The organism is Peribacillus sp. RS7, assembly GCF_041956845.1.
Lineage (GTDB): Bacteria > Bacillota > Bacilli > Bacillales > DSM-1321 > Peribacillus.
In genome coordinates this window covers 4,890,355-4,912,479 of the sequence record NZ_CP168135.1, presented here as the reverse complement: position 1 = coordinate 4,912,479, position 22,125 = coordinate 4,890,355, and the positions used below count along the sequence as shown (strand labels likewise).

At 37.5% G+C, this 22,125-nt stretch carries 11 protein-coding genes and 2 pseudogenes; 12 read left to right on the top strand and 1 reads right to left on the bottom strand.

Annotation, left to right across the window (positions count from 1 at the left end; translation table 11 throughout):
* Positions 1–753: 753 nt before the first annotated feature.
* Complete coding sequence (locus ACDZ29_RS24390) at positions 754–3,960, bottom strand: hypothetical protein (protein ID WP_375088959.1); 3,207 nt, start codon at positions 3,958–3,960, stop codon at positions 754–756.
* A gap of 643 nt (positions 3,961–4,603) precedes the next feature.
* Between ACDZ29_RS24390 and ACDZ29_RS24385 the strand changes: the two genes are divergently transcribed.
* The 12 genes and pseudogenes from ACDZ29_RS24385 to ACDZ29_RS24330 all read left to right on the top strand — a co-directional run bounded on the left by ACDZ29_RS24385 (position 4,604) and on the right by ACDZ29_RS24330 (position 22,116).
* On the top strand, positions 4,604–5,230 hold the full coding sequence (locus tag ACDZ29_RS24385; RefSeq protein ID WP_375088958.1) for a metal-dependent hydrolase: 627 nt from the start codon (positions 4,604–4,606) through the stop codon (positions 5,228–5,230).
* 540 nt (positions 5,231–5,770) lie between these two features.
* Entirely contained in the window at positions 5,771–6,214 is a 444-nt protein-coding gene (locus tag ACDZ29_RS24380) for a C40 family peptidase (RefSeq protein WP_370015141.1), read from the top strand.
* 396 nt (positions 6,215–6,610) lie between these two features.
* Positions 6,611–8,740: an ATP-dependent Clp protease ATP-binding subunit gene (locus tag ACDZ29_RS24375; RefSeq protein ID WP_375088957.1), complete on the top strand. Its 2,130-nt coding sequence runs from the start codon at positions 6,611–6,613 to the stop codon at positions 8,738–8,740.
* Between the two features lie 403 nt (positions 8,741–9,143).
* Positions 9,144–11,024: pseudogene (gene pulA, locus ACDZ29_RS24370) on the top strand (type I pullulanase); the annotation flags it as partial.
* 181 nt (positions 11,025–11,205) lie between these two features.
* Positions 11,206–14,169 carry a formate dehydrogenase subunit alpha gene (fdhF, locus tag ACDZ29_RS24365; RefSeq protein WP_375088956.1) on the top strand — a complete coding sequence of 988 codons (2,964 nt, stop codon included), beginning with the start codon at positions 11,206–11,208 and terminating at the stop codon, positions 14,167–14,169.
* Positions 14,162–14,683, top strand: a pseudogene (locus ACDZ29_RS24360) (DUF1641 domain-containing protein); the annotation flags it as partial. The gene fdhF and the pseudogene ACDZ29_RS24360, both read left to right, overlap by 8 nt.
* A gap of 458 nt (positions 14,684–15,141) precedes the next feature.
* On the top strand, positions 15,142–16,641 hold the full coding sequence (locus tag ACDZ29_RS24355) for a spore germination protein (protein ID WP_375088955.1): 1,500 nt from the start codon (positions 15,142–15,144) through the stop codon (positions 16,639–16,641).
* 25 nt (positions 16,642–16,666) lie between these two features.
* Positions 16,667–17,857, top strand: coding sequence for a Ger(x)C family spore germination protein (locus ACDZ29_RS24350; RefSeq protein WP_375088954.1), 1,191 nt, complete (start codon positions 16,667–16,669; stop codon positions 17,855–17,857).
* 23 nt (positions 17,858–17,880) lie between these two features.
* A complete protein-coding gene (locus ACDZ29_RS24345) occupies positions 17,881–18,984 on the top strand; it encodes a GerAB/ArcD/ProY family transporter (RefSeq protein ID WP_375088953.1) in 1,104 nt (367 codons plus the stop codon).
* Between the two features lie 420 nt (positions 18,985–19,404).
* Positions 19,405–19,908, top strand: a complete 504-nt coding sequence (locus ACDZ29_RS24340; protein WP_289335226.1) for a PCYCGC motif-containing (lipo)protein — start codon at positions 19,405–19,407, stop codon at positions 19,906–19,908.
* Between the two features lie 182 nt (positions 19,909–20,090).
* Positions 20,091–21,062 (top strand): UV DNA damage repair endonuclease UvsE, encoded by a 972-nt coding sequence (gene uvsE, locus ACDZ29_RS24335; RefSeq protein ID WP_375088952.1) that lies wholly within the window; start codon positions 20,091–20,093, stop codon positions 21,060–21,062.
* A 481-nt stretch (positions 21,063–21,543) separates the two neighbouring features.
* Entirely contained in the window at positions 21,544–22,116 is a 573-nt protein-coding gene (locus ACDZ29_RS24330) for a site-specific integrase (protein WP_375088951.1), read from the top strand.
* Positions 22,117–22,125: the final 9 nt, after the last annotated feature.

The following is a 22,125-nucleotide window of genomic DNA, read 5'->3' as shown; positions in this document are numbered from 1 at the left end:
CTCAAACGATCATTGTATTGAGTTCACTCCTTACAATATTAATGTAGATGGTTATATGGAGGCTAAGAGTAAGAGGGGCACTAATCAAGTCTTGGAAATTATTAATTTAGGAGTTATTTATTAAAGCTCACCGTTGATAATGAAAATATTTTATATAACAATCCAAATAGTATTTATAAAATATTTAGTTTACTGAAAATACAACACTTGATGAATTATTTGAAGTTGTTTACAATTTGAAAACTACCAACATCACCCTTCTGTCAAAATACGGAAAATAATTAGATGGATAAGGACGGTATTTATCCTTCAGTGAATGATGTAGTCATTTTGTTCATTAAGCGTTGAACATGATTAGACTTAGTCGAAACCCTTTTGTTTAAAAATAGTCGTTATACAGAACGAAACTTTGAATTAAGCAGAAGAGACAAACCTTACATTGTTTACCGAAAAAGAGGAAAATTAGAAATTTCCAAGAAGAAGCCATTGTCAGTCATTTTTACTTGTCGTATCAAATTGCAAACAAAGATCTAACTAAACAAATTCTTCCCTTTAAGCAATAATAGGGGTGAATTCTTTAAATCGTTACTTCAGATAAGGTATACTAAATACTCTCTTCTGAAAAACTCGAGTAATCAAGATCTACAATGGTCTTCTTGAATTCATAATTCTTTTTATTACCTGTATTTTTCATTCCAAGTCGGACACATTCTTTCAAAAAGCCTCGTAATAGAAGGGAAATGTGATAGTTTTTTAATTTGAAATTACACCATATGTCTTAAACTCAGCTAAGGCCCCTACATACTCCCAAGTTACTCCTCCGTCTATAGATTTTCCTGTTGTATGCGTAGGTGCAACAGTTCCTGATGTTCCTGCTACTGTAGCTTTATAGACTTTGTTATTTGAATGAACAAAAGCGTTAATCTTGTATGCTTTATTAGCCGTCCATGGGTTTGCATTGGCATATCCAGCTATAATACAAACCCAACCTAGAAATCCCCCAGCAACCGGGTTAGTGTTTTCTACTTTTTGACCTACAACAAATAACCCTGATGTGGGTATTGCTGAACTACTGGATACGTATAGTGGATTATAGATTTCCAAGCTTCCATTTGCTGGGGGAGGGAATCCATTAAAACCTTCATAAGTGGTATTCTTAATTGTTGCAGAGTTCGTATAGATGTTAGGATTTGTACTTAAAAATAACCTGAGTTTTGTAATGTCCGAGACTCGTATTTTAGAGTTTTCTATTTTAACCTTTTTGTAATTATTAATATCGAAGTTGGTATCTAAGTTGTAATATTTCATTAAAGTAGTAACAGTAGTTGATTTGTGTATTAACTCGGAGTTAATGATGATTAATTCATAATTTCTAGGAATGATGCCTTCCGGATAACTAGTAATTTTTACATTGTCGCTAATTCCCATTAAATAAGTACTAGCATAGTTTGAAGTAAAGTTTATTTTACAGTTGTTGAAAATTGTTTTTCCAGTTATTCCTCCAATTGATGTGTTATTGACATATTGACCGCCTGATATTACGTTACTATCTTGAAAAAGGCAATTATTGAATAAAATGCTGTGTGAAAGAGTTGCATCTACGATCTGGCTAGTAACTGAACAATTATAAAACTTAGAATTATGGAATTCAATATCATTAGCTAGATTGTTTGAATTAAAAGAAACGGACTTAAACACATTATCGCTTACATAACTTGTAGAATCTTTTGGTTTCATCACAGATACCCTGTAATGTGAACCATAATTGAAATCTTCAAACGTATTACCCGTACATTTTTTTATATTATCAATCGTTATATTCGAGTATCCAGTATAAGAGGACCCTGTGTAGCTTTTTATGTTATTTCCAACTAACTCTATGTTACCTGATGAAATCAATGAGTCTATATTTATAACATTATTAATAAGTCTAACCCTTGTTTTAACTCCTGTTGCTATGACTGTCATAGCAGATGAGTTGATTGTATTATTAGTGAAAAGAACATTTCTTTCTTGAGTAGCTACAGAGTTGGTTATTTGTAACCCACTACTCTCATAAAACACATTACTATCTATAATCATATTTGCGTTATTGTAAACAACAACACCACCAATTTCACTTAATATGTTACCTACAATTCTGCCGTGATAAACACCCATCAGTATTCCATTAAACCCTGAAAATATATGGTTGTTCTCTATTATTACATAGTTACTGTAGCTGTCTTCAAAGTTTATCGCGTACCTGGTTGAATCAGGGAACAGAGGGATGTTCAACCCTGAATCCATACCGTTGTGGAAAATCTTATTATAGGATATATAGGTAAAGTCCGCTCCGCCACTAATGCCGCCTCTATGATTATTGTGTATGGTACATCCAAAAATTTTAACATGATGTGCCTGAGGCTTTGTTATAGAATACGAAATTTGAATGCTAGGAAGACCAGTTTTTTCATTAATAAATTGTAATCTTATATAAGAAGTGTCAAGAGGTACTGTAACAATTTGTAGGTAAACTGCTTTCTTTCTAGCTATTACCATATCTTTTGAATTATAAAAGATGTATTCAAATGTTTTGTTTTCAATAAGGGGTATTCTTGTATATCCGCCACTTGTTCTCATTTGCAGTTGTTTATGTTCCCCTTGTATGACCGGAAATTTATTAGTTAGATAAGCTCCTGCGAGAGTTTGAACAACTTTACCTGTAGTATCAACATATCCGGGATAGGCTTTTGTGTCTGATGGATTAAGATTCCATTTACCTGTTTTGGTTGGATAGGACCCTATCGTTATTCCATCTCCCATAAACATAGAGACATCTATATTTTCAATAGTTATGAAATTTGCACCAGACTCTATTTTTATGCCGTAGGTTTGCTCCATTCCTTTTTCTGAATTAAAACCATTACCCCCGTCAGAAAAGCTCCTATTAGGGATATCACCCAATATTGTTCCGTTTATCACTTGTACATTTGAAACATTATCGATCCGAATTAATTCCCCACTTAACTTCCATGCCGGGGTAGATAATGGAGACTTATCATAGGGGTTTTTATTAATGGAGTCATACATCACCTCAAAGATAGATCCGTTTAAATCCAGTGTTTGGTTACTATATAATTTAATTGGAGTGTTTACCATAGCGTATATTTCAGCTGCGCCACTAAGGTTGGTATAACAGAAACTATATGTGCCAAAAGGAACAACAATTCTTGTTAATCCATTTTCATTTGCAAACTTAAGTGCATTATTAAATCCTAGTATGTTATTGTATGCGATTTGCCATTGTTCTTCTGTGTAGGGAGGTTTTCCAAAAGATCCTTGGGTTATTCCCCACCTTTGCAGCTCAACTGTGTAAATTGCTTGATTGTTGCTAATCATTGAACCTACAACAGGCGTCAAATTTGCATCTTGAAACTTCAAAAAATTATCTTCTGACGGTGTTGATGTGGAAACATCAACATCTTCCAATCCAGGTAAAGGAACTCCGGCCTTAAAAGATTTGCCATCTGATTTATTGTTTGAGTCTTTACTGGCATTGTGATAAGTCCCAAGTTTGTGATCTTCAAAGATCTTTGATTCCTTAGAATTTTTAAATTCTGTTATATTTAACAGTTCGTCCAAATTTCCAGTATTGTGTTTCCCAGATAGTATATTAATTAATCCTGATACAGTTAACAATTCATTTGTTGTACCGGTGTTCCCTATTTTGGCTAATAATTTTCTTAAATCAGTATCTTCAAATATTAAAATACTATTTTTATCGATCTTTATGTTTTCGCCGTTTGATGTATCATTTGGAGAAGGGTTTTGACTACTAACGATAATAATTAATTTCTTTTCTTTTTCTGACGAACCAATGTATAACTCCTTTGTGTCCAAACAGTAGCCAAATTCACCAAGATTTAGCTTTGGTAAATCCTCTTTTAAACCTAACCTGACTTGGATTTTTTGTAACATTTAATTATTCCTCCATAATCAAAAATTGTTAACAGCTATTTTTGATTCAACATAACTTCAAACTTAATCAGCTTTGATAAATTCCCATTTAAGTCATCTCGTCTATTTGGGTTTAACCATCTTATTCTAGAAGACAATACAATTAATGAAACTATATGATTATGGTATGCAGAAGTGGGACTAGGTGTAAGGGCAAAAGGTGCTCGGTCATTCAAATTTTCACATTTATATATTAAACATAGCGAAGTGGAGTAAGGTGAAGCTGGAGAAAAGTTAAAAGAGGTTATATAAAAAGGTAGTACAATAAAAGCGCGTAAAGATCTTGAGAACAGATCTTTACACGCTTATTTTGAGATTTACTTTACAATTAAGCAATCAAAGGCTAAATACGCTTACCCAGCATCCGTCTATATATTAAATATCCAATGTCCCGTTACGGAGGAGATCACTGTTTCAAAAACAATCGAGTCCTAAGAACCTAAAATCATTAGGTTCTATTTGTGCTGTAATAATGATTAATAGGGTTTTTTAAAAGAATTAAAGAAATTCCTTCAAAAATATTGTATAGTTAGAATGCAGGGATTCGAACAAACATTCGTTTCTTAGGAGCGAGATTACTTCTTAGAGGGACAGGAGAGAGACAGTGAACGGTACAGCACACATGGCATTAGGGGCATCGGTTGGATTCTTGACGGCTAACACACTTCAAACAGATCCAACCACCACTTTATTCTTGGTTGGGATTGGGGGCGTTTCAGGCCTTATGCCCGATATGGATATTGATGGAAAGTTAAGTAATAGGATTACCTTTTCACATAAGTTTATCCGAACGTTAGCACAAACGATTGGGGTTTTAATGATCCTTTATTGTGTTTTGGAAGGTTCTGAAACTGAAAAGTGGATTGGAGTAGGGGCAGGAATCGGAATCATCATTATTTCATCTTTCATTACACAAAGGCATATGCTGACCCTGACTGGGTTAGCTGTATTAGGCGGGGGATTATCTTGGCAGGAAAACTGGTTATGGCTGTTGGGCGTCTATATTATCCTAGCATCCTTTACACCGCATAGAAGTTACACCCATTCGATTGCCGGAATCGTCTTCTTTGGCATCATTGCCTTTCAATTCGAAGAATTCATGGGGATTGATGGGATTTTAACTACTTGTGTTTTAGGATACATAAGTCATTTAATTGCAGATATGAAGTTTTTACCTTTTAATAAACGTGGGGTAAAGTTATTTCTTCCATTTTTCTCAAAAGAATTTTGACAGTGGCTTTCTTACCGCTGTTCAGACTATAGACAAATTGGAGAAGAACCAGTTTACTTTCATTGTTTTCTTTTAAATAAAGTTTCAGTTGATTTCAGAAATCCGCTCCCTTTCCGCCGACTGTCTGCCGAGCCTCCTCGCCGCAAGCGCCTGTGGGGTCTCGGCTAGCCAGTTATTCGGCAGGAGTGTCGCAAATTTCTTCAATCTAGAGAGGGTTCCATACGTATAATCAAGTAAAAAAACATGAAGGATAATAAAATTTTCATTTAAATCATGGTTCGGGGTGAGAGCATTCCGAAACTCCTTTTGTCGTTAAACTGGACAGTGGTTTTCTTACTACTGTTTTTTCTATGAGGAAAAGTAAAATTGCTTTGACAATAAGGTGAATGAAGGATGCCTGTTTCGACTTATTTTTATCTTTTATATGGTCATTCTTCCTATATCTACTAAATGTAACATAATTGTAAAGATCCTGTGATGCGAATGATATGCCTTTTCTAGTATATTAGGTTTAGCAAATCACATCAGGGGGTAAATAATTTGTTTAAGAAAATTGTCGTCGGATTGTCATTGGCTATTATGCTTGGAACCGTATCTTTTACAGGGGAACAAGTTGAAGCTGCTTCATATCATACTAAAGCGATTAAAGTGGCAAAAAGTGAATTAGGTACAAAATATAAAACGGGTGGCATTTCTACTTCAGGTTTTGATTGCTCCGGCTTAGTGAAATATTCATATCAAAAGGCTGGTAAGAATTTACCTAGGACGGCTGCCGATATATATAAAAAAGGAAAGAAAGTTAAGACTTTACAAAAAGGTGACTTAATGTTTTTTGCGCCAAACAAAGCGAAAAAACCTACACACGTGGCTATTTACATAGGGAACAATGAATTCATACACTCTTCATCATCCAAAGGAGTGTCATACGCCAAAACAAATAATAGTTATTGGAAGCCAAAGTATATTGGTGCCAAACGTATATAATAGAAGAAAATCAACTTAATATAAAATACTAAGAGACTTAATGAAGTCTCTTTTTTTGTTTTAAAAAATAAGAATTGATGAGACAGATGATTGTTTAACGTAAGTTTTTTCTTTCAAAAAGAGTAAGTGAGTGGTGGTTTATTGGTTATGTGCGTGCTGAAATGGGTAATCAATAATAATTGAAAATGCTAGATGCATAGAATCTTTTTATTTGACTATAAATGGATAGTTTAATATGATTAGCAAACTAATTGGAGGGAATTTATAATTTGTTTCCAAAAAAATTCACAGACAAAATTATTGAAAGTCAAAGAAGGTCAATGTATAATAAAGTCAGAAAGTCAAAGAAGGTCAAAGATTTAATTGAGTTTAATATTTTTAAAGGAGGAGTACTACATGTTTTGTGAAAAATGCCATGTAAACCAAGCTAATATTCAAGTTCATCTAAATATGAATGGTCAGGAGCATGATGTGAAACTGTGCTCCACTTGTTATAAAGAAGAGCGAAATAAACTGGGTGCAGCAATGGGGGGAATGGATTCAGGGAAATTCCCGTATAACGGATCCCTAAACTCATTCAATCCATTTAATTATAATGAAGTTCCTAAACCGGATTCCTTCGAACAAGACGAGGGTGAAGGTTTGCTTGAAGAGTATGGCCGTAATCTGACTGATGTAGCTAAAGCAGGACTTATTGATCCGGTAATCGGAAGAGATGAAGAAATCAAACGTGTCATCGAAGTCCTTAATAGACGCAATAAAAATAATCCAGTTTTAATTGGTGAACCTGGAGTCGGTAAAACAGCCATAGCTGAAGGTCTGGCTTTAGCCATTGCTGAGGGTTCAGTGCCTGGTAAATTACGTAATAAGCTGGTATATATGCTTGATGTCGCGTCCCTTGTTTCGAATACTGGAATTAGAGGTCAATTCGAAGAACGAATGAAGCAATTGATCAGTGAATTACAGGAAAGAAAAAATGTCATTTTATTCATCGATGAAATTCATCAACTGGTTGGGGCGGGTTCAGCCGAAGGATCAATGGATGCAGGAAATATCTTGAAACCAGCACTTGCACGTGGCGAACTTCAGCTTGTCGGAGCCACCACTTTATCCGAATATAGGAAAATTGAAAAAGATGGTGCTCTTGAAAGACGCTTCCAGCCTGTACAGGTTAATGAGCCGACAACAGCTGAGGCATTGGTCATCTTACAGGGTTTAAAAGATAGTTATGAATCCTATCATGGAGTCACATATAGTGAAGAAGCGCTAAAAGCGGCTGTTGAACTCTCGAACCGTTACATTCAAGATCGTTTCTTGCCGGACAAGGCAATAGACTTGATGGATGAAGCGGGTTCCAAATTGAACTTGACCATAGAAGACGGCCAGGTAGAAAATATGAAAGAGCGCTTGGCGCAAATCTATAAAGAAAAAGAAATGGCCTTAAAAGAAGAAGCCTACGAAAAGGCTGCCGTCCTTCGTGATGAAGAAGAAAGACTGGAAAAATCTTTGCAGGCTGGAGAAAATACTATTAAGCCAACCGTTTCCGTTGAGGACATTCAAAAAATCATCGAACAAAAGACTGGTATACCTGTAGGCAAGCTGCAAGAAGATGAGCAGGGAAGAATGGTTCATCTACAAGACGAACTAATGAAAAAAGTCATCGGGCAGGAAGAGGCTGTCAAAAAGGTTTCTAAAGCCGTCCGAAGGAGCCGTGCCGGATTAAAATCCAAAAACCGTCCAACCGGTTCTTTCCTTTTCGTAGGTCCAACAGGTGTCGGTAAAACCGAATTGGCGAAAACTCTTGCTGAGGAATTGTTCGGGGACAAGGAAGCGATGATTCGTCTTGACATGAGTGAATTCATGGAGAAACATAGTGTTTCTAAATTAATCGGTTCTCCGCCTGGATACGTAGGCCATGAGGAAGCAGGGCAATTGACTGAAAAAGTTCGCCGCAAACCTTACAGTATTATCTTATTGGATGAAATAGAAAAAGCTCATCCAGATGTAATGCATATGTTCCTGCAAATCATGGAAGATGGCCGGTTAACGGACAGTCAAGGCCGGACCGTAGCTTTTAAAGATACCGTGATCATCATGACGAGTAACGCTGGAGTCGGAGAAAAACAAAAAGTAATGGGATTCGGTACAAGTACTGCTGTAGAAGAGGCTTCAATCCTCCAATCATTGGGCAATTTCTTCAAACCGGAATTCTTGAACAGATTCGATAGCATCATTGAATTTTCGGCATTGAAGAAAGAAGATCTTCTGCAAATCGTTGATATCATGATTGAAGAGCTTGACGAAACACTTGCTGCAAATGGTTTAACTTTAAGTGTAACTCCTGAAGCAAAACAAAAACTGATTGAACTCGGGTATCATCCAACTTTCGGGGCGAGACCGCTCCGCCGGGTACTTCAAGAACAACTCGAAGACGGGATCACTGACTTTATCTTTGAGCAACCTGACGTTAAAAACTTCACTGCAATAGTTGAAGATACTTCTGTGAAAATTATTAAAACACCATAAAGAGTACTAGAAATGCCTCCAAGACCGTAAAACTGTTATGGAGGCATTTTTTTCTTTTTTAGGTATGGGGATTCAAAAGGACAAAAAAGGTCCAGTCAGTAACGTGAATGATTATGTTGCATTTGGTTATTTAAACTAAATAAATCCAATAATAGATTTCTGAATTTTCAACATAATCAGATGTTTTGAAGGGTAATATCTGTGGAATCATAGCATAAGGGAAGATTCACCCTTGATTATAAATATAAAAAAATCCTGTTATAAAATGGGAATTTCAATGGAGGAATGACCTATTAAAGATTCACTTTCTTATTTTGAAGAGGAAAATACAAATAATCGCAAACCGGAGGATAAAGAAACGGAAAACCAGGCCGAATCCCTGCCAATTCCGAGTATTAATCCAGTAAATCCGGCAGAATTGGATGCACAGTATTTCTATGAAGGAAAAGATTTAGGAAATTCCTACCTTAAAGATAAAACGGCATTCAGGTTATGGGCACCTCTTGCATCTGAAGCTAAGCTAGTTACTTATAAACGTTGCGAGGATTCAGATGGAATGGAGGTTCAGATGGATCGTTCGGAAAAGGGAACCTGGACCATTGAACTGGCCGGTGATCAGGATGGGTTGATTTATACATACAAAGTGAAAATTGGCGAAATTTGGAGTGAAGCCGTGGATCCCTATGTTCGTGCAGTTACGGTAAATGGAAATAAAGGGGTCGTGGTAGATTTAACAGACACGAACCCTGAAAAGTGGACACGGGATAAACCACCTCTCGATAAGGCTGAGGACATAATCATTTATGAATTGCATACACGGGATTTGTCGATTCATCCTGAAAGTGGAATCCATCATAAAGGTAAATTCTTAGGAGTAATTGAAACGGGAACAAAAGGTCCAGAAGGAGCGAAGACGGGTCTTGATCATATTAAGGATCTGGGTGTAACCCATGTGCAGTTTATTCCAATATTCGATTTTGCTACAGTTAATGAAATGAAATTGAATGAACCACAATATAACTGGGGCTATGATCCACAGAATTATAACGCTCCCGAAGGCTCTTATTCCATTGATCCGTATCAACCAAAAGTCAGGATTCGGGAGTTAAAGGAAATGATTCAAGGCTTACATGATCACGGTTTACGAGTAATCATGGATGTTGTATACAATCACGTTTATTCAGTGGAAGATTCAAACTTCCATAAACTCGTTCCGACCTACTTTTTTCGCTATAACGGCGACGGTACCTTATCTAATGGAACTGGTGTAGGAAATGATACCGCATCTGAAAATAAAATGATGCGAAAATTCATTGTTGAATCCGTAACCTATTGGGCGAAGGAATTTAACCTTGATGGTTTCCGTTTCGATTTAATGGGGATCCATGATGTGGAAACGATGAATGAAGTGAAAAAAACACTGGCAGAAATTGATCCGACCCTCATTGTTTTGGGCGAAGGATGGGATATGGATACCCCCTTGGCCCAAGAGCTGAAAGCAAATCAAAAGAATGCTTTTAAAATGCCTGGAATCGCTCATTTTAATGATGCAATCCGAGATGGTTTAAAAGGATTTGTAATGAATGAACACGATAAAGGTTTTGTGAATGGCAAACCAGGTATGGAAGATATCATAAAAAAAGGAATCGCTGGTGGCTTGAAATATGGTGATCATATCGCCACATACCAAAAACCAGATCAAGTGATCAATTATGTTGAAGCACATGATAATTATACTTTATGGGATAAGCTTCTCATCACTAATCCAGATGCGACAGAACAAGAACGAAAACAGATGCATAAACTAGCTTCCGCAATTGTCCTGTTATCACAGGGAATACCAATGATACATGCTGGACAAGAATTCATGCGAACAAAGGATGGGGATGAAAATAGCTATCAATCTTCTGATTGGATTAACCGATTGGATTGGAAAAGGAGAGCGGAGTTAGATCACGAAGTGGAATATATGAAAGGGCTGATTTCGCTCAGGAAAAATCATTCTGTTTTTAGATTAAGCACGCCAGAAGAAATTGAGGAGCATTTACAATTCATTGATGCTCCACCAAATGCGGTTGCATTCACCCTTATAACAAAGGATTCAAAAATTGCAGTGATTCATAATGCAAATTGGGACGCGATAAACATTACACTTCCCCATGAAGGAGATTGGTCCGTTTTAGTGGATGGTCAGCGGGCAGGACTGGAAGAAATAGCAAGAATCAAAGGTAGTCAGATAACCGTTCCCCCTTTAAGTTCGCTTGTATTGAAAATAAGCTTGTAATGCATGAACTAAAGTCGAAGTGAGCAACTATGTCTCACTTCGACTTTAGTTCATTATCTGTTGAAATTATTGGACAAATGAAATCTTCCATAATTTACTCCCGGACGTTTGGTGAAAAAATTGTCGGGGTAGAAATAATAACGATTGAAATTTATCGTTTATTTTGAGGGGAGCGAATATTTTGCCAGAGAAAGTACATATAAAAATCAATGGTGCTGAAGCCACCCTGGAAGGTAATCAAACAATTTTACAAACGCTGATGGATAGCTCCATTGAAGTCCCGAATATTTGTTACCATCCCAGCCTAGGTCCTATCGAAACATGTGATACATGTCTAGTGAGCGTAAATGGAGAACTTGTAAGGTCGTGTTCTACCAAAATCGATGATGGGGATGTAATTGATACAGTTGGACCAGATGTAAAAGAAGCACAGGTCATGGCAATGGACAAGATATTGTATAACCATGAGCTTTATTGTACGGTTTGCGATTATAATAATGGCACTTGTGAAATACACAATACCGTTAAGGAAATGAAGGTAAATCATCAAAGTGTCCCTTTTGATCAAAAACCGTATGAAGTGGATGGGTCGAATCCATTCTATCGATATGATCCGGACCAATGCATCCTTTGCGGCCGTTGTGTTGAAGCTTGTCAAGATGTACAGGTCACAGAAACATTGACTATAGATTGGCAAGCAAAACGTCCACGTGTCATTTGGGATAATAATGTTCCAATCAATGAATCTTCATGTGTTTCATGTGGTCATTGTTCCACAGTTTGCCCGTGTAATGCGATGATGGAAAAAGGAATGGAAGGTGAAGCCGGGTTTTTAACCGGCATTGCTAAACAAACCCTTCGACCTATGATAGAAATCACTAAAAATGTTGAAACCGGTTATGGTTCGATTTTAGCAATTTCAGATATGGAATCCGCCATGAGGGATGCAAGGATCAAAAAGACGAAAACGGTTTGTACATACTGCGGTGTAGGATGCAGCTTTGACGTCTGGACCAAAGACCGTAAAATCCTTAAGGTTGAACCGCAAGTTGAGGCACCTGCAAATGGAATTTCGACTTGTGTGAAAGGGAAATTCGGATGGGATTTCGTAAATAGTGAAGAAAGGCTTACAAAACCTTTAATTAGAGAAGGGGATGCATTCAGAGAAGCTGAATGGGAAGAAGCCCTTGAATTGATTTCCCGTAAATTCACCGAAATAAAAGACGATCACGGTCCCGATTCGATGGCTTTCATAACGTCATCCAAATGCACCAATGAAGAGTCCTATTTAATGCAAAAGCTGGCAAGGGGAATCATTGGCACCAATAATGTGGATAACTGCTCCCGGTATTGTCAGACACCGGCTACTTTGGGACTGTTCAGAACGGTTGGATATGGCGGAGATACAGGGGGCATAAAGGATATCGAAAAGTCCGAACTTGTATTGATCATAGGCTCCAATACATCCGAATCACATCCAGTTTTGGCTACGAGAATCAAACGTTCCCATAAACTAGGTAAACAGAAGCTGATAGTGGCGGACATTAGAAAGCATGAAATGGCCGAACGTTCCGACCTCTTTATCCAACCTGCTCCGGGATCGGATATCATATGGCTGTCGGCCGTGACTAAATATATCGTCGACCAAGGTAGGGCAGATAAAGACTTCATTAAAAATCGTGTAAATGGGATGGAGGAATACATCAAGACTTTAGAACCTTACACAATGGAATATGCGGAAAAAGTAACTGGCGTAGCTAAAGAAGATTTAATTACGCTTGCAGAAGCCATTCATGAAGCGGGGAGCGTTGCATCGCTTTGGGCCATGGGCGTTACGCAGCATGGCGGAGGAAGCGATACGAGTACGGCAATTTCCAATCTAATGCTCATAACAGGCAACTACGGTAAACCTGGAACAGGTACTTATCCTTTACGCGGACATAATAATGTACAAGGAGCCAGTGACTTTGGCAGTATGCCGGATCGCATGCCAGGTTATGAAAAAGTAACGGATAAAAAGGTCCGCACGAAATATGAAAACGTCTGGGGTGCCAAATTACCAGAAAACCCTGGCCTTAATAACCATGAAATGGTCGAAGGGATTCATGCAGGTACCCTCAGAGCAATGTACTTAAAAGGTGAAGATATGGGTCTGGTCGATTCGAATATCAATCATGTCCATGAAGCATTTGAAAAACTGGACTTCTTTGTGGTCCAAGATATCATCTTATCAAGAACCGCTGAATTCGCGGATGTCGTCCTTCCAGCAAGCCCAAGCTTTGAAAAAGAAGGTACTTTCACGAATACCGAGCGCCGTATTCAACGTCTTTATCAAGTCATTGAACCATTAGGTGAATCTAAGCCTGATTGGCAAATCATCATGAACGTGGCTAATTCGTTAGGAGCAGGCTGGAATTATGAGCATCCAAGTGAAATCATGGACGAAGCAGCTAAACTATCACCATTATATGCTGGAGTAAGTTACGAACGGTTGGAAGGTTATAAAAGTCTTCAATGGCCGGTAGCACCAGATGGCACAGATACGCCGCTTTTATTCACGGAGGATTTTCCATTCCCCGATGGAAAAGCAAGATTATTTCCAGTCGAATGGACCAAACCGATTGACTTTGGGGAGGAGTTTGATATCCATGTGAATAACGGCCGTTTATTGGAACATTTCCATGAAGGGAACATGACCTATAAATCAAACGGCATCACATCCAAAACGCCGAATGTATTCCTTGAGGTGTCCCGGGAATTGGCGAAAGAAAGGGGACTGGAGAATGGCACTCTTGTTCGGCTTTCTTCCCCATATGGTAATGCAAAAGTGCAATGCCTGATTACAGATCGTGTAAAAGGTAAAGAGGTTTATCTGCCGATGAACGATTCAGGTGACGGAGCAATAAACCAATTGACAAGCAGCCATTCAGATAAAGATACTGATACCCCTGCTTATAAGGAAGTTCAGGCAAAAATGGAAGTTCTCAGGATCAAAGGAGACAACCCATTACCAAGCATCAACCATCGTAATGGTAATCCACAACCGCAGATAGGTGTACAAGTACAAAAAAAATGGGCCCGCGAAGATTATATTTTCCCTGGTGACCTCTTGAAAATCAAAAAGGAGGAGAGGAACCGTGGCTAAAGCAACGAAAGTGATCAACCGAATCACCATTAGCGAGGAAGAAAGAAGAAGAATTGAACTCGAGGATATCGAGCGTACCCTTTTGGAAAATAAAGAAGTGATTAAAGAAACGTTTGAAGTCATGAAAGGTATGCAGGTTCGTGGGATTTTATCAATGGTTAACAGTTTGTTGAAGGAAGGGGACAAGGTGCTGAACATTCTTGTCAAGACAGCAGACACCCCCGAAACCGCAAATACCCTAAAAAATCTCCTTCTCATACTTGGTACGTTAGGTACACTGAATGTTCAACAGCTTGAACCGCTTATCCTCAAAGTCAATTCAGGGATTGCCCGTGTAGCCGAGCCTGATGGAAAGCCAGAAAAGCCAAGCTATTTAGCCTTGCTGCGATCCTTGAATGACCATGAAGTCAAACAAGCTATGACTTACCTGATGACCTTCCTTAAAGGAATGGGAGAAGATACAAGCGATTTAGAAAGAACCACCCAATTACCAGAGAATCAGCATTTGCATAAAGCGAATGAAACAGCTGACATAGAACGGCCCAACTCGAGAAAGTCATACGGATCAAGTATACCCAGTAAAGGCGGTAGCGAAAAAAAACGAAACACCAGCTGGTTATGGATTGCAGCAGGAGTTTCGCTCGTAACCATTCCGCTAACTTTATCGAAAAGTAAGAAGTAAAAAAACTTGTTATTTTCATATTGGAAATTTGAAACGCAAGTAAATTCGTGAACGATATTGACTTTGTCTTGTATGATGGTGTCGATTACCCACCAAAATATTAAAGCCGATGATTCCCTTATAGGGAATCGTCGGCTTTTTTTGACTTGTTGAATGCGGTAATAAAATTACTAACAAAATTTTTCTCACTAGCCTTTTATTACATATATTTAAATTAGATACAAATAATAAAATCAATCATTAGTGAAACGAACAAATACACATACACTTAATCAAAAGGTGGCGGGGAAGTGCGAATAGGACGTTCTCTTAAAAGGTCTAAAGAAAAACCTACAACAAATCATATACAAGTAAATACCTTATCCGACGAGGTGAATGAAAATGTAGTGAGATTAATGAACGAGCTTGGACACAGTTCTGATTTGTCTGTTCGAATGATTGAATCTCCGCACCATAAATCGGTACAAGCAGCTGTAATCCACCTTGACGGAATGGCTGATGATAACATCATTAACGAGAACATAGTGGATCCATTAATACAGTCGTTTAATGAAAATAATCAAAAATTGATAGGGATAGAAGAACGAGCAAGCCATATTTTAACAGTATCTCAATTGACCATTAAAGAAAGTTGGCAGGAACTCGTGTCAGCGGTTTTGACAGGAGATACGGCAGTATTGCTGAATGGCAGTACAAAAGCAGTCATCGCCAGTACGAAAAAACAGCCGTCACGGGCAATAACTGAACCGACAAGCCAAACGGTCATTAGAGGACCAAAAGATAGTTTTACAGAGAATTTAAGAACCAATACGTCATTAATTCGTACTAGGATTCAAAATCCTGATGTACGCTTAGAAAGCTTGAAAGTCGGAAGCGTCACTCAAACGGATATTGGAATCATGTACATTCAGGGAATCGCGGATGAGAGTATCGTGAAGGAAGTCAAAGAACGAGTAAAGGGCATTGATATTGATGGGGTTCTTGAATCGAATTACATTGAGGAATTAATTCGGGATGATGGAACAACCATTTTTCCGCTTCTTTTAAATTCGGAACGACCTGATGCGGTTGTAGGAAATTTATTAGAGGGTAGAATTGCCATCATCATACAAGGAACACCTTTTGTTTTAATCGTCCCGGCTGTTTTCTCTCAATTTTTTCAATCTCCGGAAGACTATTATCAAAATCAATATATCAGTTCCTTTTTAAGGTTGTTAAGATTAGGAGCCTTTTTTCTTGCTACGTATGCCTCCGCTATCTATTTGGCACTGATTACACATCACCAAGGGCTTATTCCTACAACGTTAATCGTCAGTCTAATGGCCCAAAGGGAAACTGTTCCTTTTCCAGCAATTGTCGAAATACTGGTAATGGAAATGGCCTTTGAGGTTTTGCGTGAGGCAGGAGTTCGGATGCCAAGAGCGATTGGGCCGGCTGTATCAATTGTAGGAGCACTCATTTTAGGACAAGCAGCTGTTGAAGCGGGATTTGTGGGAGCGGCAGTGGTTATTATTGTAGCCATTTCTGCCATCAGCAGTTTTACACTGCCGAATACCAGTTTAGTTAATGTGACTCGTGGAATTCGATTTATGTTGATTTTTATTTCAGCATTCATAGGCTTATATGGCATATTGCTTTTCACTTTATGTATCTGGCTTCATATGAGCAGCCTTAGATCTTTTGGTGTACCATATTTCGCTCCATTTGCTCCATTTCGTTTAAAGGAGCAAAGAGATGGTTTTTTTCGTTTCCCGCTTTCATCACTATTGAAAAAACCATCAAGAAAATAAAACTGGCAATTACGGGGGACGAAAAATGAAAATGAATATTTCACTATTATGGATGGCAGCCATTTGCTTACTGATTTCAGGTTGTTCAAATTACCGGGAATTAAACGAGCTAGGTGTCATAATAGCTATGGGAGTTGACCAAAATGACGATCCAAAACAACCGTACCGAGTAACATATCAAGTCATAAATCCTAGCGGCCTATCCCAAACCAGCACAACAGGAGGTCAAGGCCTCGCTGTCATCAACTATACGGTAACAGGAAAAACGTTTTTGGAAACTTTGGGAAAATCAGCTTCCGTTATTCCGAGGGAAAATAACACAACACATCTCTCGCTCATTATTATTGGTGAGAAGTTAGCTCGAAATGATCTGGATTTAATCTTTGATGGTCTCGATAGAGGAAAATATTCACGGGTAAGTATCCCGATCTTTATTGCGCGTGGGAAGACTGCTAAGGATGTACTTGGGGTAATTGAACCTCTTGAGAATACTCCAGGTAAAAATATTATCAGTACAACACAAAATAATCAAAAGTTGTATGGATCATCTAGTGAGGTGTTAGCTTATGAAATCATTTCTTCACTGTTGAGTGAAGGTAAAGATGCATCACTTCCTGGAATCAGTATAAGCAATGCTTCCCAGAAGGGGAAGCAAACAGGAAATTTAGAGACGACAAACCCGACTACTATTAAGGTTAAGGGATTAGCCATTTTCAGAAAAGGTAAATTGGTGAGATGGTTGGATGGAGAAACGGCCCGAGCCGCTCAATTCGTTACATCGAAAGTGAAAAATACCCCCGTTGTGTTACCTTGTGAAAGAGGCAATGTGACAATCAACACAATCGGTGTAAAAAGTAAAATGTTAACCGAAATCCATCATGAAAAACCTGTCATTCATACTAATATCAACGTAATGGGAGAGCTGTTGGAAACATCATGTGAGCTTAATTTAAGCGATCCCAGAGTGTTAAAAGAATTCGAAAAAAAAATGGTGAAAGAAATTAAAAAGCAAATTAAAAGGACGATTAGCATCACTCAAAAAGAAAAGTCAGATATTTTCGGTTTTGGTGATGCCTTGTCTCGAACAAATCCCGTTTATTGGCGCCAGAACAAAAAAAATTGGGATAACCTATATTCAGATGCGCAGATATCATTGAAAGTTAATGTAGAGATTATCAATTCCGGATTGCTAATGGAACCTTATGAGCCGAAATAAAAGAATGAGGAGGTGAGGATGCATTGCCTAAAATAAAAATTGATGGATTTCAGTTATTTTGTATGATGATCATTTTTATGTTTGGCAGTAATCTACTGCTTAATATAGGTAAGGGGGCCAAGCAGGATGTCTGGATTGTGAATCTCTTATCAACCCTTTTTGGTTGTTTACTGTATTTCGTGTATATTTCATTATACAAAAAATACCCTGACTTACCGATGACCGGTTATGTCCGGAAAATTTGGGGTAAATATATCGGCAGCGTATTGAGTTTTACCTATATCATCTATTTTGTTTATCTGGCTTCAAGAATATTACGCGATTTTGAAGAATTATTAATTAGCTCCACTTATAGACGCACTTCCATTATAACGCTGGGGATATGCATGATACTTGTTTTGATTTATGGAGTTCATCTAGGTTTGGAAGCATTTGCACGTGTTGCATGCTTATGCTTTGCCATTATTATCGTGGCCCTTTTGATTCTGAACATTATGTTTGTATTAGGAGGATATACAAAATTGGAAAACCTTCAACCTGTATTAGGCAACGGATGGGGAATGGTATGGAAAGAGTTGATTCCTACAGGTATCACCGTACCTTTTGGAGAATTGATTACGTTTACGATGATCCTTCCGTATTTGAATAAAAAGAGTTCCGCTTTTAAAGTTGGCCTCTTTGCGATAATTATAGGTGGAGTTTCTTTAACTCTTAATTCGATCATTCTTTTGTCCGTATTAGGTCCAGAGGCGGTATTAAGGTCTAATTTCCCTGCTCTTAGAGCTGTGAGTTATATAAATATCGCTGATTTTATTGAAAGACTGGATTCGTTCATTCTTGTTTTAATGATCATTTTAGGCTTCATTAAGATTTCGATATTTTTCTTTTGTGCCATTATTGGCTCAGCGGACTTATTTCAAATGAAACCATCTTCTATATTCATTTATCTGGTTGGCGGTGTTATTTTCATCTCTTCGATTATGATTGCTCCTAGCTATCAGGCACATATAAATGAAGGGTTAAAAGTCGTTCCTTACCTTTTGCATCTACCTTTGCTCATTGGAATCCCCATTCTATTATTGCTTACCTCATATATAAAACAAAAATTAAAACCAGCAGTTTCATGAAGATGGAGGCTGCCGGTTTTTGATTGCTGAGAATACAATCAAATATAGAAAAATTATAGTGAATAACAAGAGCAGAAAGTAATCTTCTCCACGAGCTACTATCAAATATAGTTTGATACTATAGAAAGAGTGCAATATACTCAAGCCCTGTAAGTTGTCAAGGAGTAAAATAAGTAAATACGTTCCTAACAAAATTAACAATGATGGAAGCGCCCTCACGACAATATCACCTCATTCTTATTTCTTAAAGTGTGGTTAATACTCTAAAAATATGTACGAAGTCGTAACAAATAGGCATATAGTATATATATTATGGATACTTGTCATTTTTTAATCCTTAAAGTGTTGTAACCTTTATGCTTGTAGAATTTCTTTCCAGGCCATAAAATGGGAGTATCAAGATTGTCAAGGAGTGTAAAAATGAAGCTAAAATTAATGACCATTACTTTAGGTGTCTGTTCATCTTTAATACTTTCTGGGTGTTCAAGTGAAGAGAAAAGCGTTGTACAAAAAGAAAGCAGTCATGAAGGACATTCCGAACATACGGTATCCGGAGATCTTCAGGAAGAGACCAGCAGTAAGGAAATAGCGCCGGATTTCTTAGCAGAAAAACCAGAAGACATGAAGACAATATATTTAGCTGTTGCTCAAAATAAAGATTTACTAGAAAAAATACCTTGTTACTGCGGTTGCGGGGAATCAGCTAACCATAAAAACAATTATGATTGTTTCATCCATGAAAATAAAAAAAATGGTGAAGTGGTCTGGGATGACCACGGGACTAGATGTGGAGTTTGTTTAGAAATAGCTGCACAATCCATACTGGACTTGAATGATGGTATGAGCATCAAAGATATCCGGAATAAAGTCGATGAAAAATATAAAAGTGGATATGCAAAACCAACACCAACCCCTGAAGTGTAAGAACTAAAAAAGAAATGAAATTCTACCGTGAAAGATAATTAGGAAAATGGCTTTTGCCCGATATTCATTCGGAAAATGCCATTTTTTTATTTTCTTGGAGTGATGGATTCTTTCACATATATAATATTGGTCACTAAGGGGAATACTTCCATTAACCATTAAATCTTAAAGGAGGTAACCATTTGACATTAATTCGCCTAGGTTATGTAGCCATGAGTAATCATGTGCCAAACTGTTCACCATCCCAAACGATGACTTTTGCTCAGTTTTCGAAAATTAAGGACAGAGATGCAGCGATAAGGAAGCTTGAACGTATTTCAATTTCCAATCTTCATAATTGTTGGCGTTTACTGATCCATAACGAAGCTAATAATATTCAGTTTTTTAGACTTTCTTCTAAACTTATCCCTTTAGCCAATCATCCAGAAATTCCAGAATGGGATTACATTGATCCTATTGCAGAAGAACTTGCTAAATTAAAAATATTCATTACTGATCACCCAAAAATAAGGATAGATTTTCACCCAGATCATTTCGTCATCTTGAATAGTTCAAATATCGATATACTGAAGACATCATTAAAAACATTAAGGATGCATTATACTTTATTGAAAAAAATGGGGGTGGACCCCGAGCATCGCTGTGTTCTGCATGTTGGTGGCGGTTATGGCGAACATGTACAGGCTTTGGAGCAGTTTATCCATAATTGGGGGTTGATTCCCGAATCGATTCAAAGGATGGTCATACTTGAGAATGATGATACCACCTACACTTTGTCGGAAACCCTTTACTTATGTGAGAAATTGGGGATTCCCATGGTTTTTGATTATCACCATTACCTCGCACATCAGTTACCAAGTGAAAATTGGAAAGATCATTGGGACAGGGTCTTACATACGTGGAGCAATTCCAAACTACCTCCTAAAATGCATATTTCAAGTCCAAGGTCCGATAAAGAATTTCGAGCACACGCTGACTTTGTGGATACAGGAATGTTCATTGATTTTTTGCAACAAATAAAGGGAAGCTTACCACAATTGGATTGCATGATTGAAGCTAAACAAAAGGATGGAGCACTTTTCCAGTTGATGGATGAACTGAAAAGTTACAAAGAAATAGAAATCATTGATGGTGCCAGTTTTTATATTCATTAATCAATCGGTAGGATTTGATAAAGAGGTTATGCATAAGTTTCTCTTTATCAAATGCAAATGTTTACATAACATAATTATCGTTAACATATTGGATGCTTCATAAATGGAAAGGGATGTCATTATTGATATTGATAGGATGATTAATATTTTATACATTATTTTACAAAAGTCTTAATAATGACAAAAAAACGACCTTCATATTTGAGTTTTAAAGCTATTGTTTGAAATACATAGAGTCTTTATTCCAGATTGAATTAAAATCGCTCTATGAGCCTATATAAGCGTTTAATGGCGGTTAATAGATTATAGGGGTTTCACAGAAGTATTTACAAGAATATTCCGAATGTAACAAAGGACCTCTATTGATACATTCGAAAACGCGTTAAATCAAGGTTTATAAGGGGATTGAAATTTATAAAACTTGCCTTTTTTTCGCCTGTTCACGTACAATGAAAGAAGGGGAAAGGGGAATGAGCCATTCATGCAAGCAACCTCTCAAAGAATAAAAAATGTTCAGCCGATACGTCGGCTGGATCACATAGATAAGATGAAAAAGTCACTATTAAAATATTGCAGCTATAGGGATTATATGATGTTTTCCATCGGGATAAACATCGGGTTACGTATTGGGGATCTATTGCAATTGCGAGTGAAAGATATCCTTGAGGGTACGCATATAGTCATTGTGGAGCAAAAGACAGATAAAATTAAGCGGTTCCTGGTCAATCCTCAACTTCGTAAGGAAGTAAGGAAATATGTCCGGAAGATGAACTTGAAAAATGAACAGTATTTATTTCCAAGTCGAAAAGGGAATGGTCCAATCACTAGGGTACAGGCCTACAGGGTCTTGAACAAAGCAGCTGAAATGGCAGACATTCCGGATGTAGGTACACATACCCTTCGAAAAACTTTCGGCTATTTACATTACCAAAAGTTCAAGGATATTGCGTTACTGCAGCAAATCCTTAATCACTCCAATCCAAAAGATACGATGATTTACATAGGACTCACACAGGATTTAATGGACGAAACATTGATGGATTTCTATTATTAACTGAACGGG

Bases quoted from the DNA above. Each gene is read 5' to 3' on its own strand.
- ACDZ29_RS24390 (WP_375088959.1), bottom strand. From the start codon at position 3,960: ATGTTACAAAAAATCCAAGTCAGGTTAGGTTTAAAAGAGGATTTACCA.
- ACDZ29_RS24375 (WP_375088957.1), top strand. From the start codon at position 6,611: ATGTTTTGTGAAAAATGCCATGTAAACCAAGCTAATATTCAAGTTCAT.
- ACDZ29_RS24350 (WP_375088954.1), top strand. From the start codon at position 16,667: ATGAAAATGAATATTTCACTATTATGGATGGCAGCCATTTGCTTACTG.
- ACDZ29_RS24340 (WP_289335226.1), top strand. From the start codon at position 19,405: ATGAAGCTAAAATTAATGACCATTACTTTAGGTGTCTGTTCATCTTTA.
- ACDZ29_RS24330 (WP_375088951.1), top strand. From the start codon at position 21,544: ATGCAAGCAACCTCTCAAAGAATAAAAAATGTTCAGCCGATACGTCGG.